Source organism: Kitasatospora sp. NPDC056531, from assembly GCF_042794375.1.
Lineage (GTDB): Bacteria > Actinomycetota > Actinomycetes > Streptomycetales > Streptomycetaceae > Kitasatospora.
In genome coordinates, this window is the sequence record NZ_JBHTTU010000001.1 from 280,175 (window position 1) to 294,889 (window position 14,715).

14 protein-coding genes are annotated in these 14,715 nt (G+C 73.8%); 6 read left to right on the forward strand and 8 right to left on the reverse strand.

What is annotated here, in order from left to right:
* Nucleotides 1-163: 163 nt before the first annotated feature.
* From ACFQ87_RS01420 to ACFQ87_RS01435, 4 genes are all read right to left on the reverse strand, one after another.
* Nucleotides 164-1,585 (reverse strand): family 2B encapsulin nanocompartment shell protein, encoded by a 1,422-nt coding sequence (locus ACFQ87_RS01420; RefSeq protein ID WP_380608474.1) that lies wholly within the window; start codon nt 1,583-1,585, stop codon nt 164-166.
* A 274-nt stretch (nt 1,586-1,859) separates the two neighbouring features.
* Nucleotides 1,860-2,405 carry a methylated-DNA--[protein]-cysteine S-methyltransferase gene (locus tag ACFQ87_RS01425; RefSeq protein WP_380608475.1) on the reverse strand — a complete coding sequence of 182 codons (546 nt, stop codon included), beginning with the start codon at nt 2,403-2,405 and terminating at the stop codon, nt 1,860-1,862.
* Between the two features lie 113 nt (nt 2,406-2,518).
* A complete protein-coding gene (locus ACFQ87_RS01430) occupies nt 2,519-2,752 on the reverse strand; it encodes a hypothetical protein (protein ID WP_380608476.1) in 234 nt (77 codons plus the stop codon).
* Between the two features lie 179 nt (nt 2,753-2,931).
* On the reverse strand, nt 2,932-4,200 hold the full coding sequence (locus ACFQ87_RS01435; protein WP_380608477.1) for an MFS transporter: 1,269 nt from the start codon (nt 4,198-4,200) through the stop codon (nt 2,932-2,934).
* 202 nt (nt 4,201-4,402) lie between these two features.
* Between ACFQ87_RS01435 and ACFQ87_RS01440 the strand changes: the two genes are divergently transcribed.
* Nucleotides 4,403-5,218 carry a hypothetical protein gene (locus ACFQ87_RS01440; RefSeq protein ID WP_380608478.1) on the forward strand — a complete coding sequence of 272 codons (816 nt, stop codon included), beginning with the start codon at nt 4,403-4,405 and terminating at the stop codon, nt 5,216-5,218.
* Nucleotides 5,219-5,241: 23 nt separating this feature from the next.
* Here ACFQ87_RS01440 and ACFQ87_RS01445 read toward each other — a convergent pair whose 3' ends face one another.
* From ACFQ87_RS01445 to ACFQ87_RS01455, 3 genes are read right to left on the reverse strand one after another with little or no spacing between them, the layout of a single operon-like run.
* The gene (locus ACFQ87_RS01445; RefSeq protein WP_380608479.1) at nt 5,242-6,063 is read right to left on the reverse strand and encodes a serine/threonine-protein kinase; all 822 of its coding nucleotides are present in this window, start codon (nt 6,061-6,063) and stop codon (nt 5,242-5,244) included.
* Between the two features lie 16 nt (nt 6,064-6,079).
* A complete protein-coding gene (locus ACFQ87_RS01450) occupies nt 6,080-7,933 on the reverse strand; it encodes an ABC transporter ATP-binding protein (RefSeq protein WP_380608480.1) in 1,854 nt (617 codons plus the stop codon).
* A gap of 17 nt (nt 7,934-7,950) precedes the next feature.
* The gene (locus ACFQ87_RS01455) at nt 7,951-8,106 is read right to left on the reverse strand and encodes a hypothetical protein (RefSeq protein WP_380608481.1); all 156 of its coding nucleotides are present in this window, start codon (nt 8,104-8,106) and stop codon (nt 7,951-7,953) included.
* 332 nt (nt 8,107-8,438) lie between these two features.
* Here ACFQ87_RS01455 and ACFQ87_RS01460 point away from each other — a divergent pair, with 332 nt between their 5' ends.
* From ACFQ87_RS01460 to ACFQ87_RS01480, 5 genes are all read left to right on the forward strand, one after another.
* Complete coding sequence (locus tag ACFQ87_RS01460) at nt 8,439-8,966, forward strand: hypothetical protein (RefSeq protein ID WP_380608482.1); 528 nt, start codon at nt 8,439-8,441, stop codon at nt 8,964-8,966.
* Nucleotides 8,953-9,753: a class F sortase gene (locus ACFQ87_RS01465; protein WP_380608483.1), complete on the forward strand. Its 801-nt coding sequence runs from the start codon at nt 8,953-8,955 to the stop codon at nt 9,751-9,753. Before ACFQ87_RS01460 ends, ACFQ87_RS01465 begins: the two co-directional genes overlap by 14 nt.
* 177 nt (nt 9,754-9,930) lie before the next feature.
* Nucleotides 9,931-10,791 carry a hypothetical protein gene (locus tag ACFQ87_RS01470; RefSeq protein ID WP_380608485.1) on the forward strand — a complete coding sequence of 287 codons (861 nt, stop codon included), beginning with the start codon at nt 9,931-9,933 and terminating at the stop codon, nt 10,789-10,791.
* Nucleotides 10,788-11,576 carry a response regulator gene (locus tag ACFQ87_RS01475; protein ID WP_380608486.1) on the forward strand — a complete coding sequence of 263 codons (789 nt, stop codon included), beginning with the start codon at nt 10,788-10,790 and terminating at the stop codon, nt 11,574-11,576. Before ACFQ87_RS01470 ends, ACFQ87_RS01475 begins: the two co-directional genes overlap by 4 nt.
* Nucleotides 11,573-12,778, forward strand: coding sequence for a sensor histidine kinase (locus ACFQ87_RS01480; RefSeq protein ID WP_380608487.1), 1,206 nt, complete (start codon nt 11,573-11,575; stop codon nt 12,776-12,778). Before ACFQ87_RS01475 ends, ACFQ87_RS01480 begins: the two co-directional genes overlap by 4 nt.
* Before the next feature lie 111 nt (nt 12,779-12,889).
* Here ACFQ87_RS01480 and ACFQ87_RS01485 read toward each other — a convergent pair whose 3' ends face one another.
* Nucleotides 12,890-14,341, reverse strand: a complete 1,452-nt coding sequence (locus tag ACFQ87_RS01485) for a PKD domain-containing protein (RefSeq protein WP_380608488.1) — start codon at nt 14,339-14,341, stop codon at nt 12,890-12,892.
* Between the last annotated feature and the right edge of the window lie 374 nt (nt 14,342-14,715).

The following is a 14,715-nucleotide window of genomic DNA, read 5'->3' on the forward strand; positions in this document are numbered from 1 at the left end:
CCCTGTAGGGCGCCTGTCGTGGGATGGCCTGCTGTGCCGTACGCGCCGCGGCGCGCCGCCCGGCCGGGGTGGATCCCCCTGGTCGGGCGGCGCGGACGGCACAGATATCGGACTCGGATATCGGGTTCGGATATCGGCCCGGATATCGGATGGGAGCCGGACGTCAGCGCTGGGCGATGTCCACGTTCTCCAGCACGCCGATCGCGTCCGGCACCAGGATCGCGGCCGAGTAGTAGGCGCTCACCAGGTAGGAAATGATGGCCTTCTCGTCGATTCCCATGAACCGCACCGAAAGGCTCGGCTGGTATTCGTCCGGAATTCCGGTCTGGTGCAGGCCGATGACACCCTGGTTGTCCTCGCCGACACGCATCGCGATGATCGAGCTGGTGCTACCGCCGACGACCGGGATCTTGTTGCACGGGAAGATCGGCACCCCGCGCCAGGCGTTGACGTGCTTGCCCTCGACCTCGACGGTGCCCGGGTTGAGGCCGCGCTTGCTGCACTCCCGGCCGAAGGCGGCGATGGCCTTGGGGTGGGCCAGGAACATCTTGGTGCTGCGGCGGCGGCTGAGCAGCTCGTCCATGTCGTCCGGGGTGGGCGGGCCGGAGTGGGTCTGGATCCGCTGGTCGTACTCGGCGTTCTCCAGCAGGCCGAATTCGGGGTTGTTGATGAGCTCGTGCTCCTGGCGCTCGCGCAGGGCCTCGATGGTCAGCCGGAGCTGGTGCTCGGTCTGGTTCATCGGCTGGTTGTAGAGGTCGGCGACGCGGCTGTGCACCTTGAGGATGGTCTGCGCGACGCTGAGCTCGTACTCGCGGGGCTTGAGCTCGTAGTCCACGAAGGCGTCGGGCAGGTCGTACTCGCCCTGGCGGCCGGCCGCGAGGTCGATCGCGGCCTCACCGTGCTTGTTCTGCGCCTGCTGGAAGCCGTTCAGGTACTCCATGATCTGCAGCTGGAGCGACTCGGAGCGGTCGTGCAGCTCCTGGAAGGACGGCCAGGAGAGCACCATCACCGTGCCGGAGGTCGCGGCGCGGACGGTGTACGGCCAGGTGCCGTCCTCCTCCTGGAGCGCTTCGTCACCCAGGTGGTCGCCGTCGGCGAGGGTGCCGACCACCGTCTCCTCGCCGTACTTGCCGGTGCCGAGCCGGTCCAGCTTGCCGTGCGCGATCAGGAAGACCTCGCTGATCGGCGAACCGGCGGCGACCAGGACGTCGCCCGCGTCGAACTGGCGCTGGGTGAAGCGCCCGGCCAGCTCCTCCAGCACGGCCTCGTCCTGGTAACCGCGCAGCACCGGCACCTCGGCCAGGGTCTGCGGGATGACTCGGACCTCGGAACCGGTCTTGGCGAAACTCACCCGGCCGCGGCCGACCTTGTAGCGCAGGCGGCGGTTGACCCGGTAGGTACCGCCGGACACCTGCACCCAGGGCAGCGCCCTGAGCAGCCAGCGCGGGCTGATGCCCTGCATCTGCGGCGCGGACTTGGTGGTGGTGGCGAGGTTCCGCGCGCCCGCCGTGCTCAGTGACTGCTGCTGCCGGATCTCCGACTGCGCGCCGGGCGCAGGAATACCGGCATTGGTTTCGGTCGACATATGGGGAGCCCTTCGCGAACCCGATGAAGTGTCGCCTTGCACATGCATGTTGCAACTTCATGGTGGGCCCGTTCGGAGGCAGACCGCAATCACTCATTCGAGTGGTTCGGAATAACCGAACAAATAGTACGACTCGATCACCTGATCGATATTTGTTCGACTGTTTATTCGAACCCGTCGACCGGTCGCGCCCCATCTTCCCCCATCGGCCGCCCCGCCCGCGCCGAAATGCGGCACCTCCCGCCCACGGCCACCTGCGGCGCCGATCGGCCGGCTACAGCGGGCCGTTCCAGTCCAACGTCGGCTCCAACACCCCCTCCAGGGTGAGCAGCCAGCGCTTCACCTCGATCCCGACCCGGCCGCCGCCGAAGCCGCCGATCCCGTCCGCCGCCACCACCCGGTGGCAGGGCACCAGCAGGGCGACGGGGTTGGCGGCCATCATCTGTCCGACCGTCCGGGCGGCCAGGCCCGGCTCAGTGACGTCCTCGAACACCCCGCTGCGGGCGGCCAGTTCGCCGTAGGTGATGGTCCGGCCGTACGGCACCTCGCGCCAGAGCGTCCGGAGCACCGCACGGTGCGGCCCGGAGCTGAGGCTCCAGTCGATCGGCAGGCCCAACTCGCGGGTGCGGCCGGCCAGGTAGGCGCCGATCCGCTCGGTGACGGCGGCGGTCTTCACCGGGTCGGTGCAGGGCGGCGCCTCACCGTCCCGTCCGCCGTAGCCGGCCGCCGCCACGCCGAGTGGCGTCACCGCGATGTGCATCGGGCCGCTGGGCAGCGGAGTCGGCACGGTCAGCCAGGACAACGACCGGGACTGCGGCACGCTCGGGCCCCCACCCTCCACCGGGCCGGCGGCCGGCCATCCCGGCGACCGGGGGGCGGGCTCGCCCCGTTCGCCATCGTACGGCGGACGGGGCGGGCCTCCGGTGAGTCCGGTCAGCGCTGCCCCCGCAGCCCGGTGGACAGTGCCTGCGCCCAGTGCGACAGTTCGGCGCGGTCCGGGGTGCGGCCCTCGCACAGGACGGTGAGCTGCGCCTCGTTGATCCGGTTCGGCCCCGGGATCTCCAGCAGGTACGCCAGCTCGGCCAGTACGGTGGCCAGCCGCTGCGCGTCCGCGTGGTCCAGGGTGGCCGCGGCTTGGTGGTGGCTGATGGTGAGCGAACCGGGCATGGTCATCCTCCTCCGTACCCCCACCGTCCACGGTACGGCCGGCCCGGCCACCCCGCCCGCCGCGGAGGCACACACGCGTGGGCGGAGCGACCGGCTGCGCTCCGGGGCCGGCCGGATACGGTGCGCGGTGGGCCGCACCGGTGGCCGGGGGTGCGCCCCGGAGCCGTCCGAGGGGTGAGTCAGTCGTCCGGGCCCTCCTCCCAGCGACGATTCCGTACGGCCGGTACGCCCAACACTACGACCCCGGCCGCAACTTGCCAGACCGCCCCGAGCAGCAGCACCTCCCCGGTGCCGAGCCGGGCGGCCAGCGGGCCGGCCGCCGCCAGCCCGAGCGGGCCGAGGACGAAGGCGCCGAGCGACCCGAAGGAGGTCAGCCGGCCGAGCAGCTCCACCGGGACCCAGCGCTGCGTCGTGGTGGAGAACAGCGTCCCGCAGACCGCCGACCCCACCCCCGCCACCAGCGCTCCCGCGACCACCCAGACCAACGGCGCCCCGGCCGCCAGCGCGGCGGAGGGCAGCGCCCAGGCCAGACCGGCCACGGTGGCCACCGCGAGCGGGCGCCCGGGGCGCCGGCCGAGCATCCAGAGACCGCCCAGCACCGCGCCGGCGCCGTACACGCCCATCACCAGGCCCCAGGCCCGGGCGCCGCCGAGCTCCCGCTGCGCGGTGAGCGGGCCGAGCACCAGGAACGGCGCCCAGACCAGCAGGTTGAACAGGCCCATCTGGGCAGTGGTGATCCACAGCCACGGGCGGGCGGCGAACTCCGACCAGCCGGCCCGCAGCTCCCGGAGCATCGAGGTCCCGTCGTCCGTCCCCGGGCGGTCGGGCAGACGGAGGCCGGCCAACGCGAGGGCGCCGACACCGTACGTCACCGCGTCGATCAGCAGCACCGCCGCCGGGCCCCGGGTCGCCGTGACCAGGCCGGCCAGCGCGGGGCCGGCCACCGTGGACACCGAACGTGACAGGCCCAGGAGGGTGTTGCCGTCCGCCAACAGCTCCTTGCGGCGCACCAGGTCGGGCAGGATCGCGCCGAAGGCGGGCATGAACAGCCCCTCGCCGATCCCCCACACCGCCACCAGGGCGACCATCGCCCAGACCGGCGCGTGCCCGGCCGCCAGCAGCCCGGCGAACAGCGCCTGCACGAGGCCGCGCAGGACGTCCGAGCCCAGCATCAGGCGGCGGCTGCCGAACCGGTCGGCGATCACCCCGCCGGCCAGCAGCACCAGCACCACCGGGAGGATCCGAGCGGCCATCACCCAGCCGAGGTCGGTGCCGGTGCCGCCGCTGTCGAGCACCGAGAAGGCGACCGCGACCGGCGCCATCGAGGAGCCGAGGAGGGAGGTCGTGTATCCGATGAAGAAGCGGGTGAATTCGCGCTCGCCCAGCACGGCGAGACGGTCTCCCAGGCGCCGGGGGCGGGCCGGGATCCGTTCTGTGTCCACTGCCATGGGCAGCAGTCTGCGAGCGGCCGGGAGCGCGGATCAAGGGTTTACCGGGAAAAACTTGAGTCTTTTGGCATTAATGTTGGCGACACCATTGACTACCGCAGTAAATTGCCCACTAGACAGCCTCCCACCTGCCGTTTACTGCGCCTTCCGGATATCCTTCGGGTGCACCGGATTCAGTGATTTACTGCGGAAGAGGGCGATCGTGACAGAGCTTCCCCCGGTCGAGTACGGCCTCGCCGTCGAGCGCTATCTGGCCGCCTCCGGACTCGCCGGGGGATCCCGGCGGATCTACCGGATCGCGCTGAACACCTGGGCCTGGGCGCTCGCCGACCGGCCCGCCCCCACCGGCCCCGAGCGGCGGCGCGCCCGGCCGCCCGTGCTCCCGCTCGCGCTGCTCGACCACCCGGACGCCGCCGAGCGGCTGCGCGCCGCAGCGACCGCGCGCGGTGCCGCCACCGACCCGCGCACGCTCAACCGCGAGCTCTCCACCCTGCGCACGGCGGTGGCCTGGTGGCTCGCCCGGGGCTGGATCGACGGCGACCCGACCACCGACCTGCGCCCCGTGCCGCTGCCCACACCGGCCGAGGCCGCCGCCCCGCTGGCCGAGGAGCAGCTGCGCGCCCTGTTCGCCCTGCGCGCACCGCTGCGCGAGCAGGCGCTCTGGCACCTGCTGCACGAGTCCGGCGCCGCGATCGAGACCGTGTTGGCCCTGAACGCCGACCAGCTCGACCTGCCCCGCCGCCGCAGCTGGTCCCGGCCGGGCCAGCCCCCCGTCCGGTGGCAGTCCGGCAGCGCCCGGCTGCTCCCGCTGCTGATCGCCGGCCGCACCGGCGGCCCGCTCTTCCTCACCGACCGCCGGGCCCCGGCCGGCACCCCCGCCGCCGACCGCTGCCCGCACACCGGCCGCGCCCGCCTCTCCTACCGCCGCGCCGCCGAGCTCTTCACCGCCCACACCCGGACGCTCACCGAGCCGCCCGGCACGGGTTGGACGCTCCGGCAGCTGCGGCCGGGGCGGTAGGGGCGGCACGGGGCCGGTCCCGCTCACTCCCCAGGCGACGGCGGCACGGCCCGGCGGCCCTGCGGGAGCAAGTCGTCCAGCACGGCCGCCAGTCGGGCCAGCGGCGGCCGGGCGGCCGGGTCGAGGAGCAGGCTGGCGTCGATCGCCTCGGCCAGCGGGCGGGGCAGGCGGCGGCGCCGGGACACCGGGGTGAACGAGCGGGGCGGCTCGCCGTCGAAGGGAAGTTCGCCGGTGGCGGCCTCGTAGAGGGTGGTGCCGATGCCCCAGACGTCGGTGGCCGCCGTGAACGGCCCGCCGGAGGCCTGCTCCGGGGCGAGGTAACCGTCCGTTCCCACGCCCCGGCTGCCCGGCCCCGGCGGGCGGGCGATGCTCAGGTCCAGGACCTTGGCGCGGCGGCAGTCGATCACGATGTTGGCGGGCTTGAGGTCGAGGTGCAGCAGGTTCTTGCCGTGCAGGTAGCGCATCGCCGAGCAGAGGTGCAGGCCGAGCAGGGTCAGGTCGGTGGCGGCCGGGCGGCGCGGCCGGCGGTCGAGCAGGTGGGCGAGGGTCTCGCCGGTGAGGGTCTCCAACACCGCGTACGGCTGCGGGCGTTCGCCGGTGCCGTAACCGCGCACCAGGTGGGGGTGGGTGAACTCGGTCAGCCAGCGGCCCTCCCGGAGCAGGCGCTCGCGCAGTTCGCGGTCGCCGCGCCGGTCGGGCCGGAGCACCTTGACCACGCAGCGGCAGTCCCGCTCCTCGCTCCAGGCGTCGTAGACGTCCAGCCAGCCGGTGCGGCACAGGTGGGCCAGCACCCGGTAGCCGGGGGCGATCGGCGTCCCGGCGGGCAACGGCTCCCGGACGGTCATCGGGCGGCCTCCGTGCTCATCGGGCGGTCCTGGTCAGGGTCGCGGCCCGGTCGAGCCGGGCGTAGCCGTCGTCGTGGGCGAGCAGGTCCGCGTGGCTGCCGCAGGCGGCGACGCGGCCGTCGCGCAGCAGGACGATCCGATCCGCGTTCCGTACGGTGAGCAGGTTGTGCGAGATGATGATCGTGGTCCGCCCGTTCATCAGCCGCCCCAGCGGCTCCAGGATCCGCCGCCCGGACTCCGGGTCCAGCCCGGTGGTCGGCTCGTCGAGCAGCAGCACCGGCGCGTCCCGGATCATCGCCCGGGCGATCGCGATCCGCTGGCGCTGCCCGCCGGACAGCAGCCGTCCGTGTTGGCCCACCACGGTGTCGTAGCCCTCCGGCAGCCGGCTGATGAACTCGTCCGCGTCGGCGGCCCGGGCGGCGGCCGTGATCTGTGCGTCCGTCGCCCCGGGCCGGCCGTAGGCGATGTTCTCCCGGACGGTGCCGTGGACGACCAGGGTCTCCTGCAGCAGCACCGCGATGTGCTCGCGCAGATCGGTCAGCGCCAGTTCGCGCAGGTCGATGCCGTCCAGCCGGAGGGCGCCGCGCTCCGGGTCGTAGAAGCGCAGCAGCAGCTTGGCGAGCGTGGTCTTGCCCGCCCCGCTCTCCCCGACCAGCGCCACCGTCTCACCCGGCTCGGCGCGGAAGGAGACGTCGTACAGCGCCACCCGGGTGGTGCCCGGGTAGCGGAACCACACCCCGTCGAAGGCCACCGCGCCGTGCACCCGGGCGGGGCGCAGCGGTGTCGGCGGATCGGCCACCTGCGGCTGCTGGTCGAGCAGTTCGATGATCCGCTCGGCGGCGGCCGTGGCCGAGTAGACGCCGTTGCTGAGCCGCCCGATCCCCTGGATCGGGCTGTAGAGGCGGCTCAACAGGGCGACGAAGACGAGGAGTTCGCCGAGGGTGAGGCGGCCGCGGACCAACTCCCAGGCGCCCAGCCCGAGCACGATCAGCGCGCCGACCAGCTCCAGCAGGTCCCCGATCGGTGCGAACAGGGCGCGCAACCGGGTCGCCGCCATGGTCGCCCGGAACCGCGCGAGGTTCTCCCGGCGGAACCGGTCCTGCTCCCAGTCCTGCCGGTTGTACGCCTGCACCAGCGCGATGTTGCCCAGGGTCTCCTCGGCGAGGGCGCAGACCGAGCCGCTGCGGCGCCGCCGTTCCCGGGACGCCGCCCTCACCCGCGTGGAGAGGCGCCGCGCGGTGATCCAGAACAGCGGCGCGACCACCAGCGCGGTCAGCGCGAGGTCCCAGCGCAGGTAGAACAGCACCCCGAGGAAGACGGCCAGCTCCGCGACGTACGCGACCGCGTCGAGGACGCCCGAGAGCAGGAAGGTCTCGACCGCCTCGACATCCCCGGTCAGCCGCGACAGTACGTCGCCGAGCCGCCGCCGCTCGAAGAAACCCAGCGGCAGGCCCTGCAGATGTCGGAACACGTCCGTGCGCAGGGCGAGCAGGAAGCGCTCGCTGACCCAGGCCGAGGTCGTCTCGTCGGCGAAGCCCAAGCCGCCCGCCAACAGGGTCAGCCCGGCGTACCCGAGCGCGACCGGCAGGAACAGCCCGAGCCTGCGCGGCACCAGCACCTCGTCGACGACGACCTTGAAGAGCCAGATCGTGGCCGCGTCGACCACCGGGCCGAGCAGGACGAACCCCAGCAGCAGGGCCAGCCAGCGCCGTCCCCCGCGGGTGTAGGGCCAGAACCGGACGAAGATCCGCCGCAGCGACACGGCCGGGGCCGGGGCGACGACCGGATCGGTCCGGCCGTCGCCGTCACCCGTGTCCACGGCCGTCAGCCGCCGCAGCGACCACTCGTGCTCGTCCTGGCCCGGGGTCATGACCGGTCCGTCAGCCGTCAGTACCGCCCGTGCCTGGTGTTGCGGCGGCGCCGACGACGGCCGTGGCCGGTCCTGTTGTGGAAGTCCCTGTCCTCCCTGTCGTGCCCGCGGTCGTTCCCGCGCTCATCGCGCGAACCCCGCATCGCCGGCAGGAGGTTGGCGAGGATGCTCATCGCCGCCACCTTTCTCTCGGTCGCTCCCCCACCGGGAGATACGGACGGGCGGGCGGGGGTGCTCAGGGCGAGTCGGGTACGTCTGTTCCGAGGTGCTTCCCAGGTGCTTCACCTCGTGTTTCACCCCGTGCTCCAGGGCGGGTGTCAGCGCGTGTATCAGCCCGTGTTCCGAGTGTTACGGAGACCGTTACCCAGCCGATGGGCGGCCGTGACGCGGCCGGGCGGGGACCGCGACACGGCACTCCTACCGTCACTGGCGACGCACCGGCCGCACCGGCCGGGGGCGTCCGCGCGACACCGCGCCCGCGAGAGAGACGAAGGAGAACCACCGTATGAGCAGGACCCGCATCGACCGCTCGCCCGCCCGCCGCATGCTGGCGGTCTGCGCCCTCACCGGGGCCGCGCTGATGGCCGCCGTCACCGGCGGGCAGGCCTGGGCCGACGGGACCCCGCAGCCGACCCCCACCGCCCATGCCCCCGCCAACGGGGCACCGGCGGGCGCGGCGGCGGGCGGGGCCCCGGTCGGCGCCGTCCCGGCCAAGCCCGCCCAGCCGGTCCCGCAGGGCGCCGCACCGGCCGGCGGCCCCGCCAAGCCGACCCCGAAGGCCCCGAGCGCCGAGGTCACCTCCGCGCCCGCCCCGCAGCGCTCCCCCGGCGCCGCCCCGGTCGGCGCCGTCCCCGCCAAGCCCGCCCAGCCGCAGGTCCGCGAGGTGCCGAAGGGCGCCGCTCAGGCCGGGGACGGCTCCGCCGCGACCGACGGCAACGGCCTGATGCTGGCGGGTGGCGGCGGCGTGGCCGCCGTCGGCGCCGGTGCCCTGGGCTTCGCCCTCCTGCGCCGCCGCTCCGGTGCGCGCGGCTGACACCGGTCCCGAGTCCGCCGGGCACCCCGACGCCCTTCCTCCGCACCCTGCCGGGCGGGGAAGCGGCGCCGGGGCGCCCCCGGCGGCGGGGACCAGCAGGACGGACGGCCGCGGGCGGCGTCGCGCCGCCCGGCCCGGCCCGGGCCTCCTGAGCCGGACCGTCTTCGGCACGGCCGGCCTGCTCTGCCTGGCGCTCGGCACCTCGATCGCGCTGTCCGGCCGGGACACTCCGGTGGTGCGGATCGAGGCCTCCGGCCACGACCCGGCGGCCACCGCGCCCACCACTCCCACTGCACCCACCGCACCTGTCGGCGCGCCGACCGCCGGTGATCAGCCCCTCGCCGCCTCACCGCCGACCCGCCTGCTGATCCCCTCCCTCAGCGTGGACGCCCCGGTGACCGACCTCGGCCTGAACGCCGACGGCACGGTCCAGGTGCCGTCGGCCGACCGGGCCGACGAGGTCGGCTGGTACCGCAACGGCCCCACCCCCGGCGAGACCGGCCCCGCCGTCCTGATCGGGCACCTGGACACCAAGCACGGCCCGGCGGTCTTCCAACGGCTGCCGGAACTGCGCCCGGGCGAACTGATCCGCATCCGGCGCGCTGACGGCGGCACCGTGGACTTCAAGGTCCGCACCCTGCTCCAGGCCGCCAAGGACCACTTCCCCACCGAAAACGTCTACGGCGACACCCCCGCGCCCACGCTCCGGCTGATCACCTGCGGCGGGCGGATCGGCTCGGACGGTCACTGGACGGACAACATCATCGTCCTGGCGGACCCGGCCTGACCCGACCCGCCGTCCCGGCCCAGCCCGGTCCGCCGTACCGGGGCGGAACCGACGATCACCGTCCGCGCGACCTACCACCGGAACCGGAAACCGGAATCAGAACCGCAACGGGGGCAGGACGGCCAGAGGGGCGACGACCCGGCACCACACCGCGAACCAGGAGGACGAGCACCGACCGTGGCACCACCGACTCCGCTCCGCCGCCGTCCCGGCGCCGCCCCCGCGGTCGCCCTCGTCGCCCTGGCCGTCCTGACCGCCCTCGCCGCCCTGGCCTTCGGCCGACCCGACCCCGGCGGCCTCCGGGACGAGGGCCCGCACCCAGCCGTCACCCCGTCGGCGTCGGCCAGGCCGCTCTGGCCCGGACTGGCCACCGCACCGCCGCCGGCCACAACCGCGAGCGGGTCCGCCACCCAGGCACCGCCCCAGCCCGTACCCGACCTGACCGTCCCCGGGCACGACCTCACCGCGGTCGACGTCCGCACCCTCCTGGCCAAGGACCCGGCGGTGGGCGGGGAGGAGCGGCACGCGCTCGACTCCTGCGCCGAATGCGCGGTGCGGGCCCCCGAGTTCCGCGACCTCACCGGCGACGGGCTGCCCGAGCTGATCGCCGCCGTCACCACACCCGGACCGGTCGTGCTGCACGTCTACACCCTCGCCGGCGGCCGCGTCCTGCCGATCCTGCGGGTGCAGGTCCAGCAGGAGTTCAGCGCCGCGACGGTCGGCTCCGACCTGTGGCTGTACGAGCCGACCACCGTCACCACCCGGACCACCAGCCACTACCAGTGGGACGGGGTCAGGCTCGCCCTGGTCGAGAAGCGGGTGGACGGCATCGGCCTGCTCCAGCCCACCGACCCGGGCACCGACCCGCCACCCGCCACCGGGGCCGACGGCAGCACCGAACGCGTGCCCGTTCCGAAGCACCCCTCCACCGGGCCGCAACCGGTCCCCGGCGCGGGCGCGGTCGCCCCGTCCGCACGCCCCGTCCGACCGACCCCCCAGCCCTCCGTCCCCGCCGTGCTCCCGGAAGCGAAGCGATGACCCCCGCAGCCACCCCCGCCCAGCCGCACATCCTGCTCGTCGAGGACGACGAGGTGATCCGGGAGGCCACCCGGATGGCCCTGGAGCGCTACGGCTTCCCGGTCACCACCGCCGCCGACGGCCTGGAGGGGCTGGAGGCCTTCCACGCCGTCCGACCCGACCTGCTGCTGCTGGACGTCATGCTCCCGCTGCTCGACGGCGTCGGCCTCTGCCGCCGGATCCGCGAGGAGAGCCAGCTGCCGATCCTGATGATGTCGGCGCGCACCGACCCGGTGGACGTGGTGTCCGGGCTGGAAGCGGGCGCGGACGACTACGTGGTCAAGCCCTTCGAGAGCGCCGTCCTGGTCGCCCGGATCCGTACGGTGCTGCGCCGGATCCGGGTGGCGCCGACGGCCGCCGCCGCTGAGGACGCCCCCGCTCCGGTCGGCTCCCCCGTCCCGGTCGACGGCCCCGCCGTCGGCTCCCCCGCCGTCGAGGTCCCCGTCACCCCCACCGCGCTCCGCAGCTTCGACGGCCTGCAGGTGGACACCGACAGCATGGAAGTGCGGGTGGACGGACGGCTGGTCCCGCTCACCCCCACCGAGCTGCGACTGCTGCTGGAGTTCACCGCCGCGCCCGGCATCGTCCTGGAGCGCTCCACCCTGCTCGAACGCGTCTGGGACTACGAGTGGGGCGCCGACACCCGGGTGGTGGACGTCCACGTGCAGCGGCTGCGCGCCAAGATCGGCTCCGGCCGGATCGAGACCGTCCGCGGGTTCGGCTACAAGCTGCGGCGCCCGGCATGACCCTGCGTCGCCAGATCGCCACCGCCGTCGCCGCCATCTCCGTCCTGGTCGCGGTGGCCGTCGGCCTGCTGGTCCACCAGGCGATGATCCGTCAGCACGTCGACCAGGCCCGCTCCTCCGCGCTCACCTCGCTCGACTCGGCCCTGGCCGGCTACGGCCGCAGCGGCGAGGTGGCCGGCCCCGGCGTCACCCTGGACGACCCGGCCCTGCCCACCCGGCTCCGCGACCTCGCCGCCGGCGGCCGGCAGGGCTCGCTGCTCGCCACCGGCGGCCAGGGCGAGTCGATGTGGGCGGCCGCCCCGGTCCAGGGCGGGGTGCTCTCCGCCCGGGTCGACTTCACCCGGGACCGCCAGGCGATCGCCGACCTCGACCGGATCATCCTGATCACCGTCGTCGCCGCGGTCTTCACCACTGTGCTGGCCGGCGTGCTGGTCGCGGACCGGATCAGCCGCCGGCTGCGCACCGCGGCCACCGCCGCCCGGGGCATCGCGGCAGGCGGCACGGACACCCGGATCGGCGAACTCGTCGACGGCCGGGACGAGGTGGCCGACCTCGCCACCGCCGTGGACCTGATGTCCCGCACGCTGCACCGCCGGTTGGAGGACGAGCAGCGCTTCACCGCCGACGTCGCCCATGAACTGCGCACCCCGCTCACCGGCCTGGTCACCGCCGCCGAACTGCTGCCGCCCGGCCGCCCCACCCAGCTGGTGCAGAACCGGGTCCAGGCCCTGCGCGGCCTGGTCGAGGACCTCCTGGAGGTCTCCCGCCTGGACGCCGACGCCGAGTCCCCCGACCTCTCCGCCGTCCCGCTGGAACGCGCGGTGCGCCGCACCGTCAACCTCACCGGCCTCGACGTCTCCGTCGGGATCACCGCCGACCGTGAGGTCCGCACCGACCTGCGCCGCCTGGACCGCATCCTCGGCAACCTGATCCTCAACGCCCACCGCCACGGCGCCGGCCCGGTCGAACTCCACGTCGACGGCCGCCGCATCACCGTCCGCGACCACGGCCCCGGCTACCCCGACGACCTCCTCCACCACGGGCCCCAGCGCTTCCGCACCAACGCCCCGGAACGCGGCCGCGGCCACGGCCTCGGCCTCACCATCGCCACCGGCCACGCCCGCGTCATCGGCGCCACCCTCACCTTCACCAACCACCCCGCCGGCGGCGCCCTCGCCACCCTCGTCCTGCCGCCGGACTGACCGGACCGAAACGCCCGGCGCCGCCGACCCGGCCGCTCGCGCAGCGGATCGACGGCGCCGGGAAAGCGGACGCCGGAGGTCGGGGCGTCGGGGCGTCGGGGCGTCAGGGCGTCAGGCCATGTAGCCCTGGAGGTCGACGATCACGTCGGCCGAACCGGCGTGGTTGTAGACCGCGATGTCGCCGTTGGCGTCGACCGGCACCAAGGCGAGGTTCGGCACCGTCGCCCCCGGGGTGACGTTGACGGTCGAGGCGTCCGTCCACGCGGCGCCGGGCGTGTAGACCCGCAGCCAACTGTTCTGCGTCGCGTTGGTCGCGGTCAGGTTCACCAGGACCGCCGAGACGCCGTCCGGCACTCCGGCCGTGCCCCGGACCTTGACCGTCAGCCTGCCGTCGGCCCCCAGGGTCTGGTGCGACTCACGAGTGTCCGCGAGCCGGGTCGGCGCCGAGGTCAGGACACCCTTGGTGCCGCCGAGGAAGTACGGCGAGGCGTAGTAGCCCTGGATGTCGACCACGAGGTGGACGGACCCGACGTGGTTGTAGAGCGTGATGGTGCCGTCCGCGTTGATCGGGGCGGTGACCTGGTTGGCGACGGTCTGGCCGGCCTCGAAGTTGAGGCTGGAGGTGTGCGGGGGCACCGTGCTTGGGGTGGCCGTGACGAAGCTGTCCTCGGTGCCCTCGGTCGCGGTGAGGTTGACTACCGCGATCTCGGCCCTGTCGGGGAGCATCCCGGGACCACGGACCGGGACGGTGATGATCTGGTCCGGCCCCACCGCGTGGTTGATGCCGCCGGTGCCGTTCCGGGTGTCTAGGACCCGGGCGTTGCTGTCCGCCGCACCCATCCGAACCGACCAGCTCCGGGCCTGGGGCGTGTAGTACCCGGCGATGTCGACGACCAGGTCGACGTTTCCGGCGTTGTTGCGGAACGAGACCGTGCCGTCCTCCGCGACCGGCACGAGAACGGCGTTGGCGACATCGTGACCGGGCGTCACGTTGACGTTCGACGCCTTCGGCGGCTCCCCGCCGGGGAACGCGGTGATGTGGGTGGCCCTGGTGGCGTTGGTGGCGGTCAGGTTGAGCAGGACGCCGGTGACCTTGCGGTCGGTCGGCACCCCGGAGACCCCGGTGACCTGCAACGTGACCACCTCGCCGGGGCCGACCGGCTTGGCCGGCACCCCCACACCGCTGCGGGTGTCCAGGAAACGGGTCGGGTAGTACAGCGTCACGTAGCTGCTGCCGACGGTGATGGACCGCGAGGTCGCGCCGGTACGCCCCTGCTCGTCGGTGATCGTGTGGGTCACCGTGTACGTGCCGGGCGCGGCGTACTCGTGCAGGTTGCGAGCCGAGTTCGCGGTCACGTCGACCACCGTGCCGTCGCCGAAGTCGACGGTGTTCCTGGTGACGGGGAACGTCGTCTCGCCAGCACCGGCGGTGCTGGCGTTCACCCGCAGCGGCCGGTCCGCTTCGGCGTACCCCGGCTGGGGCACGGTGACCTCGAGGTTCGGCGTGATCGTGGATTCGGCGTAAGCCGAGGAGGCCAGCGGCAACCCGCCGGCCACCGACATGACAAGAACAGCACCAGCTACAACGCGTGCACTACGCACGGTTCCCTCCCAAGTGATCTGACTGCGGCTCTGGATCCTGCCAGACCACCACGACAAACCCATGGGAATTTAAAGACATCACCAACCTGCCCTCACGGCCGCCCACGCCGAAGGGCCGGCTCGATCGGAATCGAGCCGGCCCTTCACGCGCGCTGAGCCCCCTGTCGGGTTCGAACCGACGACCCCCGCTTTACAAGCCCCGCCCGGATCCTGACGGCGCCTGACGCCTAATGCTGCGTGGGGGGGAGCAGCGCGAGGTGTGCACACACAAAACGGCTCACCGCCCCCCCCCCTCCCAGCCCCCCCCCCCCCTCCTCCCCCTCCACCCTTCCCCC